The following is a 16,924-nucleotide window of genomic DNA, read 5'->3' as shown; positions in this document are numbered from 1 at the left end:
CGCCGCCGTAGCCTGCGAACTACCGAGCCGAGAAGTCTGGAGAAACCCATGAGCGCCGCAACGCCGCTCCCGCAGGAGCGCCGCCTGGTCACCGCGATCCCCGGTCCGAAGTCGCAGGAGCTGCACGCCCGCAAGCTGGGTGCGGTGGCGGCCGGCGTCGGCACCACCCTGCCGGTGTACGTGTCCCGCGCCAACGGCGGTGTGCTGGAGGACGTGGACGGCAACTCGCTGATCGACTTCGGCTCCGGCATCGCCGTGACCAACGTCGGCAACAGCGCCGAGGCCGTCGTGGCGAAGACGACCGAGCAGCTGGCCGCCTTCACCCACACCTGCTTCATGGTGACCCCGTACGAGGGCTACGTGGCCGTGGCCGAGCAGCTGAACGAGCTGACCCCGGGTGACCACGAGAAGCGCACCGCGCTGTTCAACTCCGGCTCCGAGGCCGTCGAGAACGCGGTGAAGATCGCCCGCGCCTACACCAAGCGCCAGGCCGTCGTGGTGTTCGACCACGGCTACCACGGCCGCACCAACCTCACCCTGGCGCTGACGGCGAAGAACATGCCGTACAAGCAGGGCTTCGGCCCGTTCGCGCCCGAGGTCTACCGGGTGCCGGTCGCCTACCCGTACCGCTGGCTGACCGGTGCCGAGAACTGCGCCGCCGAGGCCGCCGCGCAGGCGATCGACACCATCAACAAGCAGATCGGCGCCGAGAACGTCGCCGCGATCATCATCGAGCCGATCCAGGGCGAGGGCGGCTTCATCGAGCCGGCCAAGGGCTTCCTGCCGGCGATCGTGGAGTTCGCGAAGGCCAACGGCATCGTCTTCGTCGCGGACGAGATCCAGACCGGTTTCTGCCGCACCGGCCAGTGGTTCGCCTGTGAGGACGAGGGCATCGTCCCGGACCTCATCACCACCGCCAAGGGCATCGCCGGCGGTCTGCCGCTGTCCGCGCTGACCGGCCGCGCCGAGATCATGGACGCCGCGCAGACCGGCGGCCTGGGCGGCACCTACGGCGGCAACCCGGTGGCCTGCGCCGCCGCGCTGGGCGCCATCGAGACCATGAAGGAGCAGGACCTCGTCGGCAAGGCGCAGCGGATCGGCGAGATCATGCTGGGCCGCCTGCGTGCCATGCAGGAGAAGTTCGACATCATCGGCGAGGTCCGCGGCCGCGGTGCGATGATCGCCGTCGAGCTGGTGAAGCCGGGCGGCAAGGAGCCGAACACCGAGGCCACCGCCGCCATCGCCAAGGCCTGCCACGCCGAGGGCCTGGTCGTGCTGACCGCCGGCACCTACGGCAACGTGCTGCGCTTCCTGCCGCCGCTGGTGATGCCGGAGCACCTGCTGAACGAGGGCCTGGACATCCTCGAAGGCGCGTTCGCCGCCCTCTGAGCCGGCCCGCGGCCCCGTCGCCGCACCGAAGACCCGCCGGAGGGATGTCCGGACAGCGCTGATCGGCCCGTGGGGACCTCGTCCCCACGGGCCGATCGGTTTCGAACCCGGCGTGACGCCACCGGCGCGGACGGTGAAGATGGTGTGCGGAATCGCTGAAGCTCCTCGGCCCGGCAAGGACCTTGACGTAGTGTCATCACAGATGGACAGCGAGCCCCACCCACGGGCGGATCCGTCCGCGGCACCGTCCTGCGGGACGGTTCCGCGCGAGGGCCGCGAGGACAACCAGGCCGTCCCGTCCGGGGCGGTGCACACCGAAAGCCGATCGACCGGCCGTCCGACCCACACCCCCCGGGGCGCACGGAGCGGCGATCATCAGGGCCGCCCCGGAGCTCTCCCCCCTGCTCCGGGGCGGCTGCCTCGCGTCCTCGCCCGTCCGGCGGTGCCGGTGGTCCTGGGGGTGCTGCTGCTGGTGGTGTCCTGGCAGGTCGCGGCGGACGGGCCGCTGCTGGGCCTGGACCGCTGGACCCAGCACGCCGTCCGGGAGGTCCGGCACGCGCTGCCCGGCACGCTGCTCGACCACCTCGGCGAGGCGCTGTCCGACCTGGGCGGCGGCCCGGTGGCGGTGTCCGTGCTGCTGCTCGGCGCGGCGGTGGCGGCCGGGCGGGAGCTGCGGGCGGGCTTCGCGCACTGGTGGCTGCCGCTCCCGGTGGCGGTGCTGACGGCCGGGGCGATCCCGCTGCTGGTCGTACCGGCGAAGGCGTGGTTCGCGCGCCCCGGCCCGTCCGGGCTGCCACTGGCGGCGGACCAGTGGGGCTGGTACCCCTCCGGCCACACCGCGACCGCCGCGCTCGGGTACGGGGTGGCGGCGCTGCTGCTCGCCCGGGCGGCCGGCCCCCGGACGCGGCGGCTGCTCGCCGCCGGGGCGGCGCTGCTGGTGGCCGGCGTCGGACTCGGGCTGGTGTGGAGCGACTACCACTGGCTGCTGGACGTGGTGGCCAGCTGGTGCGCGGGCGGCCTGGTCCTGTGGGCCCTCGCCCGGTGGCCGCTCACCGGCCGCGCCGGCCAGGACGCGGGCGACGGCCCCCCGGGGGCGGCCTAACCCTCCGCCGGGGCCTCCTCGTTGCGGTGGACGTGGCCGGGCTCGCCGTTGTCGCGGTGCCACTCGACGACCAGTTCGTCGCGGGTGCCGAAGCGGACCAGGTGGCGGCCGACGACGTCCTCCAGGCCGGGCAGGTTCTCGGTCGCGCCCTCGACGGCGAGCAGCAGGGCGTCGGGGGCGGCCTCCAGCGTGGCGGTGCCGGCGCCGAAGACGAGGGTGCCGCGGCCGGTCTCCTCGGACCAGTCGGCCTGGATCTTGCGGCCCATGTGGGCGGCGAGCTGCTTGGCGTAGCGGGCGGAGCGGTCGGTGGCGACGCGGGCTTCGGAGCGGGGCACGGGCCCTCCAGGATCGGGGGAGGGAACTTAGGGTGCCCTCACTTGTTGTCCACGCTAACCCAGATGCTGAGCCTTGCTCAACATGTTTCCGGGCGCCCCGGGACCGGCCGATACCCTGGGGCGGACACCAGCCGAGGAGAGCCGCCCATGACCACCACGCCGACCGACGACGCGGCGAGCTCCTCCCCCGCGCCGGACCCGGCGGCGGCCCCGGACACCGCCGCCGAGCTGGCCGACGCGATGACGCGGGCGATCAAGCGGATCCGCCGCCGCACCAGCGAGCGGCTGGAGCCCTACGGGATCACCCCCGGTCAGGGCCGCGCCCTGCGGGCCCTCGCGCACGCCCCCGGCTGCGAGCTCCCCGACCGCGCGATGCGGCTGAGCGACCTGGCCGACCGGCTGCACATCGCCCCCCGCTCGGCCACCACGGTGGTCGACGCCCTGGAGGAGGCCGGCCTGGTCGAGCGGGCCCCGGACCCGGCCGACCGCCGCGCCGTGCGGATCCTGCTGACCGCGGCCGGCCGCTCGGCGGTGGAGCGGATCGGGCTGGTCCGGCACGAGGTCGCCCAGGAGTACTTCGGTCCGGTCAGCCCCGCCGAGCAGGAGGCGCTGCTGCGGGCGCTGCGGACCGCCGAGTCCGCGTCCGCGGCGACCGCCGCCCCCACCGCCCCGCCGCGCCGGACAGCGCCCCCGGACGCAGCGCGGTGACGCCGATCCCGGCGACCACCAGCACCGCGGCGACGGCGTCCCGCGGGCCGACCGACTCGCCGAGCAGCAGCCACGCCGAGGACATCCCGAACACCGGCACCAGCAGCGAGTAGGGCGCGACGGCGGTGGCGTCGTAGCTGCGCAGCAGGTAGCTCCAGGCGACGAAGCCGAACAGGGTGGAGACCAGCCCGACGTAGCCGATCGCGCCGAGTCCGGCGAGGCCGATCCCCCGCAGGGCCCGCAGGTCGGCCTCCGGGCCCTCGACCAGCAGCGAGAGGCCGAGCAGCGGCAGCGGCGGCACCGCGCTGACCCAGACCATCCAGCGCAGTGCGTCCGGCGGGGCGGCCTTGCGGGTGAGCACGTTGGACAGCCCCCAGGCGGCCGCGGCGAGGACGAGCAGGGCGAAGGCGCCGAGCGGTCCGCCGAGGCCCCGGTCGACGGCGATCAGGCCGATCCCGGCGAAGGCGACGGCCAGGCCGGACAGCCGCTGGCCGCCGGGCCGCTCGCCCAGCAGGACAGCGGCGAACAGCGCGGTGAAGACGGCCTGCCCCTGGAGCACCAGGGAGGAGAGGCCGGCCGGCATTCCGGCGTGCATGCCGAGGAAGAGCAGCCCGAACTTGACCACCCCGAGCACCAGGCCGACCGCGAGCACCCACCGCAGGGCGACCTTCGGCGGGCCGACGAGGAAGACCGCCGGGACGGCGACCACGGCGAACCGCAGGGCGCAGAACAGCAGCGGAGGGAAGTTCTCCAGACCGACGTGGATGAGGACGAAGTTGAGGCCCCAGACGGCGGCCACCAGCACGGCCAGGGCGATGTGACGCGGACTCATGCCGCCGGTGCTGCCGCCGCCGGGGGCGGCCTGCGGGGATGCGCTCATGGGACGAGGATGGCCGCCGGGCACCGTGTAGCACCAGCGATGAATGCTAAGGGCAACGCTTTAGCATGGCTTCATGATGGATCTGGGGCGCCTGCGGGCGCTGCACGCGGTGGCGGTGCACGGTTCGGTCGGCGGGGCGGCCGCGGCCCTCGGCTTCACGCCGTCCGCCGTCTCCCAGCAGATCGCCAAGCTGGAGCGGGAGACCAGGACGGTGCTGCTGGAGCGTCAGGGCCGCGGGGTGGTGCTGACCGACGCGGCGCGCGAGCTGGCCGCCACCGCGCAGACGGTGCTGGGCCTGGTGGAGCGGGCCGCGGTGCGGTTGGAGGAGCAGCGCGGCCAGGCGGTCGGACGGCTGCTGGTGGCCGCCTTCGCGACCGGGGCCCGAGGGCTGATGCCGGGGGTGCTGGCCGAGCTGCGCGAGCGCTGCCCGGGCCTGGACGTGCGGCTGCTGGAGTGCGACCCGTACCCGGCGGCCGAACTGGTGGCCCGCGGCGAGGTCGACCTGGCGCTCGTCCAGGACTGGCCGACGGTGCCGTTGCCGGTCCAGGACGGCCTGTCCCGGCTGGATCTCGGCGAGGACCCGGTGGACCTGCTGCTGCCGGCCGGCCATCCGCTGGCCGGGCTTTCGGTGGTGCCGGAGGACCGGCTGCGCGGGCAGCGCTGGACCAGTGTGCCGCCGGGCAACATCTGCCACGACTGGCTGGTCCGGACGCTGCGCGAGGCCGGCGAGGAGCCGGACGTCCGCTACCAGGTCGGCGAGTTCGAGACGCAGATCGCGCTGATCGCGGCGGGGCTGGGCGTCGGGCTGGTGCCGCGGCTGGGCCGGGGCGCGCTGCCGCCGGGGGTGGTCGCCCGGCCGGTGGTGCCGGAGCCGGCCCGGCGGGTCTTCGCGCTCTGGCGTTCCCAGGCCTCGCGGCGGCCGGCGATCACCGAGGCGCTGGCCGCGCTGCGGGACCACTGGGACGCCCGGAACGGCTGACCGGCCCGAGTGGGGCGGGCGGCGGTGGCGGGGGACCGACGCGCTCGCCGCGGCGTCAGCCGGCGAGGCCGATCACCAGCCACATGAAGCCCACCCCGCCGAGGGTGCACAGCAGCGTGGTCCGCGAGGGGTGCGGGCTGTGCGCCTCGGGCAGGATGTCGGAGGTCGCCAGGTAGAGCAGGAACCCGGCGAAGAACCCCAGGTAGAGACCGAGCAGGTGCTCGGAGATGGTGAACAGCAGGGTGATCGCGGCGCCGGTGACCGGCGCGAGCGCGTCCGCCGCGAGCAGGGTCAGCGCCCGCCGCCTGTTGTTCCCGTAGAGCCGGGTGATCGTGTACGTGTTGAAGCCGTCGGCGAAGTCGTGCGCGACCACGGCGATCGCCACCACCGTCCCGACCGTCGTCCCGGCCTGGAAGGCCGCGCCGATCGCGAAGCCGTCCATGACGCTGTGGCCGACCAGGGCGAGGGCGGCGGTCAGGCCGACGCCCTGGTGGCCGTCGACACCGGACCGGGCCCGGCCGTGGTCGTGCCCGTGGGCGTGGGCCTGCGCGGGTCGTTGGCCGTGGGTGTGCTCGGCGTACTCCGCCTCGTGGCCGCGGTGGATGGCCACCGCCCGCTCGACGATGTGGATGGCCAGGAATCCGGCCGCGAACATCAGCAGCGCCTGCGGCACCCCGTGGACCTCCTCGGGGGCCTGGTGCAGCGCCTCCGGGAGGAGGTCGAAGGCGACGACCCCGAGCATCAGCCCGGCGGCGAATCCCAGTACCAGGTGGCGGCGGTCCCCGGTGCGCTGCGCGACCCAGCCGCCGATCAGCGTCATCAGGAAGGCCCCCGCGGCGACCAGCACCGCGGTCACCGCTGCTCCCCCGTGACGGGCCGTCTGTCCACGCGTCTCCCCGTGTTCCGCCGTCCCCGGGCCGGGCGCCCGGCGCTGCCGGACGGCCGTGCCCCCAAGCGTCGTGCAGACCGCGCACCGGTGCCCGCCGGACGGGCCGTCGGGGTGAGCCGACGGCCCGGTGGTGCCCGGCGTCCGGCGCCCCGGTCGAACGCCCCCGGTTCAGCGCCCGGCGGCGAGCGGCAGACCGAGGTGGGTGCGCGCCAGCTCGCGCACGCCGTCCCCGTCGACCAGGTGGATGTGCCGGTGTCCGTCCTCGGCGGTGAGATCGAGCGCCCCGTCGGTGAAGTGGCCGGTGGTCAGCCGCAGTCCGCGCTCGGCGGACTCCTCGCGGACCGCCTCCGCGAGCGTGCGGATCTCCTCCTCCCCCACCGCTGCGGCGCCGCGCGAGGCCCAGACCACCCAGCGGCCGGGCAGCGCGCTGCCGGCCGGCCCCTCACCGGTGGCGACCAGCCCGGCCTGGCCGCGCAGCCGTACGCTCCACTGGCCGAGCCCGCCCAGGGTGAGCAGTTCACGGACCAGCTGGGCGAACTCGTTCGCCGACAGGTCCGGCGCGGCCGGGACGGTGGCCGACGCCTGCGCGGCCGGTTCGACGCCCGCCCACCCGTACGGGTCGGGGCTGACGGCGGCGCCGAGCTGGCGCAGCCGGACCAGGGCCTCGTCCTGTTCGGCGTCCGCGTAGACGCCCTCGCCGTCCGGCTCCTCGTCCGGGTCGGCGGGCGGCAGCAGCCTGGTGCGGGCCAGCGCGTCGCGGTCCGCGTCCACGCTCACCAGGCAGAGCGGGCCGGCCCCGCCGGGCTCGCGCAGCCAGCCGTTGAGCACCACCCCGGCGAGGATCTCGTCGGTGTCAACGGCGTCGGCGGCCTGCAGGGCGCGCAGGGCCAGCCGGGCGACCAGCCGCAGGTAGTCGGCGGCCCGGTCGGCCGGCGGGCGCGGCACCGGGAGGATCTCGCCGTCCGGGCCGAGCCGGTAGCCGGTCAGCGAGGGCACCACGTCGAGGGCGGGCAGGTCGAGGTCGAGCACGGCGGTGCGGGTCAGCGGCCGGTAGACGGCCCGGCAGGGCGCCGGCAGGTCCTGGGTGTGGGTCTCGGCGGCGGCGAGGGCCCTCTCCAGCAGCGACTCGACGGCGGCCGGCTCCGCCTGCCGGTAGGCGCGGCGGCACTCCTCCAGGGACTCGTTGTACTCGCGCACCGCGCGCGCCCGGGCCTGTTCGGCCTCGTCGTGGGCGCGCCGGGACTCGTCGGCGACCGGGTCGGCGGCGTCGGCCTGCCGGGTGCGCCATTCGCGCAGGGCGCGCTGGTGGGCGAGCCGGGCCTGGGCCAGCTCGCGCTGGTAGCCGGAGTCGAGCAGCCGGCGGGACGGGGCCTCGTCCGGGTCGGCGGCGGGAGGCTGCTCGGGGGCGAAGTCCTCCCAGCGGGGCTCCGGGTCGTCGGTGCCGGCCGCCGCGGCCGGCCCGTCGGCCGGGTAGGGGCGCGGCTCGTAGCGGCGCAGCTGGCTCTCGAAGTCCATGGCCGAGACGGGCAGCGCGGCCCGTCGGAGCAGGTCGGCCAGCCGCTCCTGCTCGGCCTGGACGGTCTGCGTGCGGTGGTGGGTGAGCGCGGCGGCCCGGGCGTGGGCGGCGACGGCCTCGTCGCCGCCCACGCCCGGCGGACCGTCGGGTGACGGGCCGTCCGGGGAGGCGTCCGGGGCAACGGCGGGCGGGGCGGACGGGCCGTCGTCGTCCGGCTCGACCCCGAGGTCGCGGAAGACCGAGGCGAGGAAGCCCGGTTGGGGGGCCGTGAGAGCACCGTCGGACTGGCCGTCTGCTGAGTACTGCATCGGTGGTCGTTCCCCCAGGCTCGTCCGGCGGCTGCCCGGGGGCGGTCGGCAACCGTCGGCCACCCCGAGGCCCGCCCCCTTCCGGACATTGTCCACCGAACGGGCGCACCGGTCAGCCAAGCCTCTCAGTTGGTCTTGGTGTTGGTCAGGTGCAGGCCGATGTAGCCGACATAGATCCGGCCACTGCCCGAACAGTCGTCGAGGTAGTGCAACCGGGGTGCGGTGCGGCCGCCGCCGATCCGCAGATGCGCGCCCATGAACGCGCGCCGGGAGGCGTCCACGCACTCCGGTACCGGGAGCATCCGCTCGCGTTTCCACTTGGCGTGGCTGTGCACCGTCCGGGACTCGCCGCGCACCGCCTTGCGGGGCGGGAAGCGGTGGCAGCCCGCCGGGGTCCGCTCGCACCACTGCTTGAAATCGCCGCCCGCCTGGCCGCGCACGGCCGCCTCGGCGTACTCCTGGAGCGCGGTGAGGCCGTCCCAGGTGAGCCGGGCCCAGCCGCCGCCGGCGCAGCGCAGTTCGTCGAGGGCGAGCGCGGCCTTCTGGTCGCCGGTGAAGGTGAGCAGGGGGAACTCCCCGAGCCTGGCCATCAGTTCGGTGAAGGTGAGCGGGACGCCGCCGCGGCCGCCGGACGCTCCGGCCCGTCGCCGGCCGGCCCTGCGGGCGGGTGCGGCCGGGACGGCGGGCGCGCCCGCACCACCCGGTACGACGCAGAGCCGGCCGCCCGACAGGCAGCCCTGGCCGGAACCGGCCGCCCGCCCGCCCGCCGCACCGGCCGGCAGGGCCTTGGGCTTCGGCCGTTCGTGGTGGCGTTCCCGGCGGAGCTCGCGCCGCGCCGGGTGCCCGGCCCGTTCGCGCTCCTCCCGCCCGTGGGCGGGCGCCGGGACCGCGGGGGCGGGGACCGGAGCGGGGTCGGGCGCCGGAGCGGGAGCCGGGGCGGGGCGGGTCGGCCGCAGGACCGGGACGTCCGCCAGCACCGGCGGCAGCGGCCGTTCGGCGGCGAGCCGGCGCGGCTCGCGGGCCAGCAGGGCGCCCGCGCGCCGCGGGTCCTCCTCGATCCGGTTCCGCGCCAGCACCGGGTGCCGGCGGCCGTCCCGCCGCGAGGCCGGGTCGACCTCGGGCAGGTAGGTGCGCACCGCGCCGCCGTAGACGGCGTGGTACTCCAGGGCGACGTTGAACCTGGTCCGGGCGTCGGCGTCGAGGACGTACAGGCCCGCCAGGCCGGGCAGCTGGTCGCAGAGCGGGGCGACGACGTCCGCGAGCCAGCGGCCGGCACCGAGGCCGGCCGGCACACTGGCCACCACGACGGGCATCCGCCGGTCCGGGTCGCAGAGTTCGTCGACCAGCCGGTCGACGCCGGCGGCGGTGAGCACCCGGGGCGCGGCCGCCACCGCGGCGGGGCCGTCCGCGGCGTCCAGCAGGGGCAGCAGGGTGCGGACCACCTCGGGCACCGGTACCCGCCCTGGCGTGCGGACTCCGCCGCCGGTGGTGTGGGTCGAGGCCTCCAGCCGCAGCCAGGTCGGCCCGGCGGGCCCGGTCGCCACGGTGAGGGTGAGCCGGTCGGTGCCGTGCGGGGCGGGGGTGGTCACCCGGCGGCGGTCGTAGCGGCCGCCGGACGGCGCGCCGTCGAGCGGTCCGCCGTCGCGGTCCAGCAGGACGCGCTCGCCGAGCCGCAGCCGTTCGGCGGGGGACGCGCCCGGGCCGGGGCCGGCGACGGATCCCGGGCCCGCGGCGGATCCGGGGGGCGGGGGCTCCTCGCTCCATTCCTGCTTCAGCCAGCCGGCGAGGCACTGGTCCGCCAGGGCGAGGGCGTCGGTGTGCGGGAGGGCGGTGGTGACGGTCATCCGGTAGGGCGTCGTGGGGCCTCCGGGGCCGGGACGACCGGCCTGGGCGGGCAGCGACGACGAGGATCGTTCCGAGGTCATGCACATTCCTCCGGGGTTCGGTGGTGGGGTCCCGTGTCCTCCATCGATGGGTCATTGGTCCGGTTCGCCGGACCTGTGCCCAGGAAACGCCATGGCCCGGAGCGGAAGTTCCAACTCCGGGCCACGTCACTACATTCGGGTGAATCTGCTCAAGCCGTCCGCCGCGGACGACGAGGATCTGCTGGGCCCCGGCCCCCTGCCGCGGCCGGGTCAGTCGGCACCGTGCCCGGTGCCGCTGCGGCACCACCCGGGCACCACCCGGGCACCGGCACGGGCACCGCGAGCGGGCGGCCCGCCGGCGCCTCGTAACGGGCGATCAGGACCACCGGGACGGTCCCGTGGTTGTGGCCGACGTGGATGTGCACCGGCCCCGCGTGCTCCACCAGGCAGTCACCGGCCCGGCTGACCTCCACCCGGCCGTCGTGCAGGGTCCGGGTGAGCGTCCCGGCGAGCACCACGACGTCGACCCGGCCCGGGTGGTAGTGCCAGCCGGTGCTGTCCCCCGGGCCCAGGGTGATGGTCCGGACGACGGGCATCGCGCTCTCGGCTCCCTGCTCGGCGGAATCCGACCAGGCTAGGCAGGGCGCCGGGGCCCCGGAACCGGGCGGCCGGAACCGGCCGGAAAGCTGTCCGGAAACCCGGCACGGCTCAGACCGGCACCTCGACGTAGGTACGGCCCGCCGCCACCGCGGCCGACGTCCCGCCGGTCGCCTCGGCCAGCCAGGTGTGGAACGCCGCGACCTCGGGCTCCGGCACGCCGACCTCGATCCGCACCCCGGCCGCCTCGTACGCCAGGTCGCTCACGGTGAACCCGGCCGCCCTCAGGTCGTTCTCCACCCGCCCGGCCCGGGTGTGGTCCGCCGTCACCGCCAGCAGCGCGACCGGCCGCCGCTCCAGCAGCCCGACCTCGTCCAGCGCCTCCGACACCGCGCCCCCGTAGGCCCGCACCAGGCCGCCCGCGCCGAGCTTGATCCCCCCGAAGTACCGGGTCACCACCGCCACCGTGTCGGTGACGCCGCGCCGCCGCAGCACCTCCAGCATCGGCACGCCCGCCGTCCCGCCGGGCTCGCCGTCGTCGCTGGAACGCTCGCGGCGCTGCTCGTCGCCGACCACGAAGGCGGTGCAGTTGTGCCGGGCGTCCCAGTACTGCTTGCGGATGCCCGCGATGAACGCCTGGGCCTCGTCCTCGTCGGCGACCCGGGCGAGGTGGCAGATGAACCGGGACTTCTTGATCTCCAGCTCGTGCGTGCCCGCGCCCCGGATGGTCAGGTACGGCCGGGGGGTCGGCTCCGGTGTGGCGGACATGGCGCGGCGGTTCTCCCGGAGGGCGACGACGGTGGCGGGCGGTGCGGCCCGCGCCGCACGACAGCGCGCCGGGGACCGCTCCGCCAGCCTAAGCCGTGTCCGGCCCCCGCCCGGCACCCGGCCGCCCGGCACCCGGCCGCTCGACGGCCGCCGCCGGCCGCGCCCGGCGACGGCCCGCGAGCGCCTCCAGCCGCGCGCGGTCCAGCCCGGTCGCGGCGCCGGCCTCCGCGGGGTCCACCGCCCCGCAGTCCAGCCCGCGCAGCAGGTACCCGCCGAGCGCCCGGGCGGTCGCCGGCTCGTCCAGGACGTCCCCGCCGGTCCGGTGCACGTACGCGGCCAGCCGGGCGACGGCCGGGGCGAGGCCCTCCCGGTAGAAGGAGAAGACCGCGGCGTAGCGGGTCGGCAGGTGCGCCGGGTGCATGTCCCAGCCCTGGTAGTAGGCCCGGGCGAGCGCGCGGCGGACCAGGCCGTGGTGGAGCCTCCAGGCGGCGTGCACCTGGGCCGTCGTCCCGGCCGGGACGACGTTGGTGGAGCCGTCGGAGAGCCGGACCCCGGTCCCGGCGGCGGCCGCCTGCATCACCGCCTTGGCGTGGTCGGCGGCCGGGTGGTCCGGGCCCTGGTGGGCCGCGGCGACCCCGCAGGCGGCGCTGTAGTCGAAGGTGCCGTAGTGGAGTCCGGTGAGCCGCCCCTCGGCCGCCCCGATCATCCGGGCGACGGTGGCCCGCCCGTCCGGCCCGAGGACCGCCTGGGTGGTCTCGATCTGGAGCTCGAAGCCGAGCCGGCCGGCCGGCAGCCCGGCGGTGCGCTCGAAGTCCTCCAGCAGCCGGACCAGCGCGGTGACCTGCTCGGCGTAGGTCACCTTGGGCAGGGTGAGCACCAGCCCGGCGGGCAGTGGGCCGCGCTCCAGCAGGGTGACGAGGAAGAGCTCCAGGGTGCGGATGCCCCGGTCCCGGACGGCCGCCTCCAGGCACTTCACCCGGATGCCGACGAACGGCGGGGCGGTGCCGTCGGCGACGGCGGCGGCGACCAGTTCCGCCGCCCGGACGGCGGCCGCGTCCTCCTCCGCGCCGGGCCGCGGGCCGTAGCCGTCCTCGAAGTCGATCCGCAGGTCCTCGACGGGCTCGCGCTCCAGCTTGGCCCGCACCCGGCGGTGCACCTCGGCGAGCAGCGCGTCGTCCGGGACGCCGAGCGCGCGGGCCAGCTCCGCCGAGGTCCCGGCGTGGGCGTCGAAGGCCTCCAGGGCCCGCCGGCCCCAGGTCCGGACGGTGTCGGCGGCGAAGGCGTCGGCCGGCACGTAGACGGTGTGGACCGGCTGGCGGGCGCCCGGATCACCCGGGTAGCGACGGGCCAGGTCCGCGTCGACGGGCGCCAGCAGCGCGTCCACGGCGGCCCGGGCGGCGGCGGAGAACCCCGCTGCACTCCCCGGCCCGGTCCCGCCCGTCCCGTCCTGCAACATCCGTCCCCCCTCGGGCGGGCTCGCGCGCGGCTTCCCGCGCCGGTCAGTCCCTTCCGGACGCGGCGTACCGGCCGCGCAGCTCCGGAAGGAGCGCTTCGATGTCCTTGGGGTGGACCGAGCCGTCGGGACGGCTTCCGCTCACCCCGTGGTGCTCGGTCAGCCAGGCCGCCAGCCGCTGCGGGTCCGGCTCGTGCTCGAAGGTCTCGATGTAGCTCACCAGCCCCTCGAAGGCCTGCTCGGGGTCCAGCCGGTAGACGCCGGGACGCGGCGCGGGACCGAACGGGCGCTGCGGGCGCTCCGCGGCCTCCGGCACCTCCCGCACGGCCCCGGGCCCGGCGTACTCCGGCTCCGCGAACTCGGGCTCGGGCTCGGCGAAGCCGGCCTCGGCGAACGCGGGCTCCGGCGGGAAGCCGGGCTCCTCGGCGTACTCGACGGGAGCGCCCCGGCCGGCCGCGGCCTGCTGCGGCTGCTCCCCGGCGGGCTCGGTGGGGCGCGGGGCCTTGAACCACGGCGAGACCTGGCTGGGCACCCGGCCGCCCGGGGCCCCGTCGCTCGGGTGCCCGGTGGTCCGCACGGCCCGCTCGGTCCACACGTTCAGCTCCTCCTGCGGCTGCGGCGCGGCCGGCGGCTCCTCCCCCGCCGGCTCCTGCGCGTCACGCAGCCGTACGGCGGCCAGCCGGGCGAGCACCTCGGCGGGCGCCAGCTCGGCCTGGACCGGCGACTGCGGCGGTTGCGGCGACTGCGACTGCGGCTGGGGCTGTGCCGGGAGGTCCGTCGGCGCCTTCGCCGGTCCCGGCTGCCCGCCGTTCCCCGCCTGCGCCGTCTGCGCCGTCCGTTCGGCCGGCACGAGGGCGACCGCCGCCCGGCTCTCCGCCAGGCCCCGGGCCTCCTGGGCGGTGAGCGCCTCCGCACGCGCCGAGGCCGCGGCCTCGGCCTCCCGGCCCTCCTTCGCCTCGCGCGCCGCCTGCGTCTCCTCGTCCATCCGCTCGAACACCGCCGGGTCCAGCGGCACCCCGTACTTGGCCAGCTTCAGCGGCAGCAGTGCTTGGATCGGCGCCGAGCGGCGCCAGCCCCGCCCGTACCGGAACCGCAGCTGCGCCCGGTAGACCAGCCGGTTCTGCTCCAGCCGCACGACCTCGTCGTACGAACGCAGCTCCCACAGCTTCATCCGCCGCCAGAGCCGGAAGGTCGGCACCGGGGAGAGCACCCAGCGCATCACCCGGACCGACTCCATGTGCCGGTCCGCCGTGATCGCCGCGATCCGGCCCACCGCGTGCCGCGAGGCCTCGACCACGACCACGAAGAGCAGCGGAATGACCGCGTGCATGCCCATTCCCAGCGGGTCGCCCCAGGAGGCCGCGGCGTTGAACGCGATCGTCGCGACGGTCAGCAGCCAGGCGGTCTGCCGCAGCAGCGGGAAGGGGATGCGCAGCCAGGTCAGCACCAGGTCCAGGGCCAGCAGCACGACGATGCCCGCGTCCACCCCGATCGGGAAGGCGTAGGAGAAGGCGCCGAACCCCTTCTCCTCGGCCAGCTCCTTGACCGCGTTGTACGAGCCGGCGAAGCCGATACCCGAGATGACACAGGCCCCGGCGGCGACCAGGCCGAGCAGGCCCCGATGGGCCTTGGTGAGCGATGGGCGTGCCATTACGTCTATCAACCCCTGGATGTCGGCTGCGGCCGTACGCTGCCCCGGCTGCCGGTTCCCGCGTGTCGGGGCGCCGGACGGCTGAGGCACCTCCGGGCTCGGCCCACCGGAGTTTACTCGTACACCTGTCCCAGCGTTCTCGCAGCCCGGACCGTCACCGCCGCCGCAAACCGGGGCCCGGTCAGGCGGCCCGCCCGGCGGTGCCGTTGAGGTACGCGAGCACCGCCATCACCCGGCGGTTGGCGTCCTCGGCCGGGGCGAGTTCGAGCTTGGTGAAGATGTTGGCGATGTGCTTGGCGACCGCGCCGTCACTCACCGTCAGCCGGGCGGCGATCGCCGAGTTCGAACAGCCCTCCGCCATCAGCTCCAGCACCTCCCGCTCGCGGGGCGACAGCCGCTGCAACGGCCCGGGGCGGCGGGAGGTGGTCTGCATCAGCTTGGCGATCACGTCCGGGTCCATCGCGGTGCCCCCGGCCGCCACCCGGCGGACCGCGTCGATGAACTGGTCGGCGGCGAACACCCGGTCCTTCAGCAGATAGCCGATCCCGCCCGTGCCGTCGGCCAGCAACTCCCGCGCGTAGAGCTGCTGGACGTGCTGCGAGAGCACCAGCACCGGCAGGCCGGGGATCTCCCGCCGCGCCTTGAGGGCCGCCTGCAGGCCCTCGTCGGTGAGCGTCGGGGGCAGCCGGACGTCGACCACCGCGACATCGGGACGGTGCGTCAGCAGGGCGTCCAGCAGCTCCGGGCCGGTCTCGACCGCGGCGGCGATCGTGAAGCCGTGCGCTTCCAGCAGCCGGATCAGGCCTTCTCGAAGGAGGTAGAGGTCCTCGGCGAGGACAACTCGCACGGCAGCTCCAGGGTGATGGTGGTCGGACCGCCCGACGTACTGTCGATGGCGAGGACACCGTCGAAGGTACCCAATCGGCGTTCGATCCCGCGCAGTCCGGTCCCCCGGGCGGGATCCGCCACTCCGACCCCGTCGTCCGTGACCGTCACCCGCAGCCGGCCCGCCCGGTACAGGATGTCCACCCAGACCTGCTCGGCACCCGAGTGCTTGGCCGCGTTCGCCAGCAGCTCGCAGATGCTGAAGTACGCCGTGGCCTCCACCGGGGCCGGCGGCCGGTCCGGCAGGCTGACGCAGACCTCGGTCGGCAGCGCGCAGTCCAGCGCCAGCGCCCTTACCGCGTCGCCCAGTCCGCGCTCCGCCAGCACCGGCGGGTGGATGCCGCGCACCAGGTCGCGCAGCTCCTGGAGCGCCCGCGCCGAGGACTGCCGGGCCTCGGAGAGCAGCTCGCGCGCCGCCGCCGGATCGGTCTCCATGAGGTGCTCGATCGTGCCCAGCGTCATCCCGATCGCGACCAGCCGGGCCTGCGCGCCGTCGTGCAGGTCCCGCTCGATCCGCCGCAGCTCCGCCGCCTGGCTGCCGACCGCGTCGGCCCGGGTCTCGGTCAGCTCGGCCACCCGCCGGGTCAGCTGGGCGTGGGTGGCCCGGCCGTCCTGGTCCAGCACCCGCCGCGCCACCTCCGCGTACACCCGCACCGCGTACGGCGCCAGCAGCACCCCCAGCGCGCTCAGCGCGAGGCCCAGCAGGGCGGAGAACAGCGCCGTCACGGCGCCGGTGGGGTTCGGACCGTAGGACTGGTAGCTCAGCACCGCCACGGCCAGGTACGTCACGCCACCGGCCAGCAGCCCCGCCACCACCGCCCCGAGCACCACCACCAGCGGCGGGCTGATCACCAGCCAGAGCATCTCGGCCCGGGTCGCCCGGTCCCGCACCGCCCAGTGCAGCAACTGCGCGAACCGGGCCACGCTGTGGGAGCGGTGGTAGGAGTATCCGGTCCACCAGTGACCCCGCTCGTCCGCCTCCAGCGCCGGACGCGGACTGTCGGAGACCGGCAGCCGGACCCCGTACCAGTCGGCGAGCCGTGCCCGCGCCCGCCGTGCGGAGGGCCGCACGAACATCCCGGCCAGCGCCAGCCCCGCGACCACACCGGCGACCAGCGCGAACAGCGCCGCCGGGTAGTAGGCGTCGAGCATCCACGCGACGGTCGCGCCGGCGAACAGCGCACCGACCACCGGCACCACCACGACCGGCACCGCTCCCAGCACCAACAGCGCCACCCGGGCCAGCCCCAGACCGCCCGCCGCGAACGCCTCCTTGGCCCGGACACGCACGCCGCCGCCCATGCTGATCCGACTCTCCGTTGCCACGACCGCTCCTGTTGCTGTGCCGCTGATGATGCCGGCGCCGCAGGCCGGCCCCGATCGTCCTGACCCAGTCTTCCGGGACGCCCGCCCGGGTGCACTGGCCGTCCCACCCGACTTCAGGTGGTGCTAGGTCCACCTCTCTCCTGGACGCCTGTCCCGGCCCAGCTTCCGGGCGCCGAAGTCCGGACATGCGAAAAGCCCCTGCCGGTATCCCCGGCAGGGGCTTCTCAGAAGAATTGTTCGGCGGCGTCCTACTCTCCCACAGGGTCCCCCCTG

Annotated in this window: 14 protein-coding genes and 1 pseudogene; 4 read left to right on the top strand and 11 right to left on the bottom strand. The window is 75.9% G+C overall.

What is annotated here, in order from left to right:
• The first annotated feature begins 48 nt into the window (after window positions 1-48).
• On the top strand, window positions 49-1,389 hold the full coding sequence (gabT, locus tag ACF1AK_RS33975) for a 4-aminobutyrate--2-oxoglutarate transaminase (protein ID WP_391502680.1): 1,341 nt from the start codon (window positions 49-51) through the stop codon (window positions 1,387-1,389).
• A 442-nt stretch (window positions 1,390-1,831) separates the two neighbouring features.
• Window positions 1,832-2,491, top strand: coding sequence for a phosphatase PAP2 family protein (locus ACF1AK_RS33970; RefSeq protein ID WP_391502679.1), 660 nt, complete (start codon window positions 1,832-1,834; stop codon window positions 2,489-2,491).
• On the opposite strand, the gene ACF1AK_RS33965 is transcribed toward ACF1AK_RS33970, so the two are convergent.
• On the bottom strand, window positions 2,488-2,826 hold the full coding sequence (locus tag ACF1AK_RS33965) for a DUF2218 domain-containing protein (protein WP_391502678.1): 339 nt from the start codon (window positions 2,824-2,826) through the stop codon (window positions 2,488-2,490). The genes ACF1AK_RS33970 and ACF1AK_RS33965 overlap by 4 nt on opposite strands.
• 63 nt (window positions 2,827-2,889) lie before the next feature.
• Here ACF1AK_RS33965 and ACF1AK_RS33960 point away from each other — a divergent pair.
• Window positions 2,890-3,288 (top strand): annotated as a pseudogene (locus ACF1AK_RS33960) (MarR family winged helix-turn-helix transcriptional regulator); the annotation flags it as partial.
• 124 nt (window positions 3,289-3,412) lie between these two features.
• Here ACF1AK_RS33960 and ACF1AK_RS33955 read toward each other — a convergent pair.
• The gene (locus tag ACF1AK_RS33955; protein ID WP_391502716.1) at window positions 3,413-4,366 is read right to left on the bottom strand and encodes an EamA family transporter; all 954 of its coding nucleotides are present in this window, start codon (window positions 4,364-4,366) and stop codon (window positions 3,413-3,415) included.
• 121 nt (window positions 4,367-4,487) lie between these two features.
• On the opposite strand from ACF1AK_RS33955, the gene ACF1AK_RS33950 reads away from it, so the two are divergent.
• A complete protein-coding gene (locus ACF1AK_RS33950) occupies window positions 4,488-5,393 on the top strand; it encodes a LysR family transcriptional regulator (protein WP_391502677.1) in 906 nt (301 codons plus the stop codon).
• Between the two features lie 55 nt (window positions 5,394-5,448).
• Here ACF1AK_RS33950 and ACF1AK_RS33945 read toward each other — a convergent pair whose 3' ends face one another.
• The 9 genes from ACF1AK_RS33945 to ACF1AK_RS33905 all read right to left on the bottom strand — a co-directional run bounded on the left by ACF1AK_RS33945 (window position 5,449) and on the right by ACF1AK_RS33905 (window position 16,651).
• Window positions 5,449-6,213 (bottom strand): ZIP family metal transporter, encoded by a 765-nt coding sequence (locus tag ACF1AK_RS33945; protein WP_391502715.1) that lies wholly within the window; start codon window positions 6,211-6,213, stop codon window positions 5,449-5,451.
• 237 nt (window positions 6,214-6,450) lie between these two features.
• Window positions 6,451-8,106: a restriction endonuclease gene (locus ACF1AK_RS33940; RefSeq protein ID WP_391502676.1), complete on the bottom strand. Its 1,656-nt coding sequence runs from the start codon at window positions 8,104-8,106 to the stop codon at window positions 6,451-6,453.
• A gap of 125 nt (window positions 8,107-8,231) precedes the next feature.
• The gene (locus tag ACF1AK_RS33935; RefSeq protein ID WP_391502675.1) at window positions 8,232-10,031 is read right to left on the bottom strand and encodes a hypothetical protein; all 1,800 of its coding nucleotides are present in this window, start codon (window positions 10,029-10,031) and stop codon (window positions 8,232-8,234) included.
• A 149-nt stretch (window positions 10,032-10,180) separates the two neighbouring features.
• Window positions 10,181-10,567, bottom strand: a complete 387-nt coding sequence (locus ACF1AK_RS33930; RefSeq protein ID WP_391502674.1) for a cupin domain-containing protein — start codon at window positions 10,565-10,567, stop codon at window positions 10,181-10,183.
• 112 nt (window positions 10,568-10,679) lie between these two features.
• Window positions 10,680-11,336 (bottom strand): YigZ family protein, encoded by a 657-nt coding sequence (locus tag ACF1AK_RS33925; RefSeq protein ID WP_391502673.1) that lies wholly within the window; start codon window positions 11,334-11,336, stop codon window positions 10,680-10,682.
• An 88-nt stretch (window positions 11,337-11,424) separates the two neighbouring features.
• The gene (locus ACF1AK_RS33920) at window positions 11,425-12,792 is read right to left on the bottom strand and encodes a DUF6986 family protein (protein WP_391502672.1); all 1,368 of its coding nucleotides are present in this window, start codon (window positions 12,790-12,792) and stop codon (window positions 11,425-11,427) included.
• Between the two features lie 43 nt (window positions 12,793-12,835).
• Window positions 12,836-14,440, bottom strand: coding sequence for a DUF2637 domain-containing protein (locus ACF1AK_RS33915; protein WP_391502671.1), 1,605 nt, complete (start codon window positions 14,438-14,440; stop codon window positions 12,836-12,838).
• A gap of 181 nt (window positions 14,441-14,621) precedes the next feature.
• The gene (locus tag ACF1AK_RS33910; RefSeq protein WP_350571626.1) at window positions 14,622-15,287 is read right to left on the bottom strand and encodes a response regulator transcription factor; all 666 of its coding nucleotides are present in this window, start codon (window positions 15,285-15,287) and stop codon (window positions 14,622-14,624) included.
• Complete coding sequence (locus ACF1AK_RS33905; protein ID WP_391502670.1) at window positions 15,239-16,651, bottom strand: sensor histidine kinase; 1,413 nt, start codon at window positions 16,649-16,651, stop codon at window positions 15,239-15,241. Before ACF1AK_RS33905 ends, ACF1AK_RS33910 begins: the two co-directional genes overlap by 49 nt.
• Window positions 16,652-16,924 lie beyond the last annotated feature (273 nt).

This window comes from Kitasatospora sp. NPDC015120 (genome assembly GCF_043080305.1).
Taxonomy (GTDB): Bacteria; Actinomycetota; Actinomycetes; order Streptomycetales; family Streptomycetaceae; genus Kitasatospora.
Note: the sequence above shows the minus strand (reverse complement) of the source record. Positions and strands in the feature narration are given on the sequence as shown.

Coding starts and splice junctions, on each gene's coding strand:
- ACF1AK_RS33930 (WP_391502674.1), bottom strand. CDS start 10,567: ATGCCCGTCGTCCGGACCATCACCCTGGGCCCGGGGGACAGCACCGGC.
- ACF1AK_RS33915 (WP_391502671.1), bottom strand. CDS start 14,440: ATGGCACGCCCATCGCTCACCAAGGCCCATCGGGGCCTGCTCGGCCTG.
- ACF1AK_RS33950 (WP_391502677.1), top strand. CDS start 4,488: ATGATGGATCTGGGGCGCCTGCGGGCGCTGCACGCGGTGGCGGTGCAC.
- gabT (WP_391502680.1), top strand. CDS start 49: ATGAGCGCCGCAACGCCGCTCCCGCAGGAGCGCCGCCTGGTCACCGCG.
- ACF1AK_RS33925 (WP_391502673.1), bottom strand. CDS start 11,336: ATGTCCGCCACACCGGAGCCGACCCCCCGGCCGTACCTGACCATCCGG.
- ACF1AK_RS33955 (WP_391502716.1), bottom strand. CDS start 4,366: ATGAGTCCGCGTCACATCGCCCTGGCCGTGCTGGTGGCCGCCGTCTGG.
- ACF1AK_RS33935 (WP_391502675.1), bottom strand. CDS start 10,031: ATGACCTCGGAACGATCCTCGTCGTCGCTGCCCGCCCAGGCCGGTCGT.
- ACF1AK_RS33945 (WP_391502715.1), bottom strand. CDS start 6,213: ATGACGCTGATCGGCGGCTGGGTCGCGCAGCGCACCGGGGACCGCCGC.
- ACF1AK_RS33940 (WP_391502676.1), bottom strand. CDS start 8,106: ATGCAGTACTCAGCAGACGGCCAGTCCGACGGTGCTCTCACGGCCCCC.
- ACF1AK_RS33920 (WP_391502672.1), bottom strand. CDS start 12,792: ATGTTGCAGGACGGGACGGGCGGGACCGGGCCGGGGAGTGCAGCGGGG.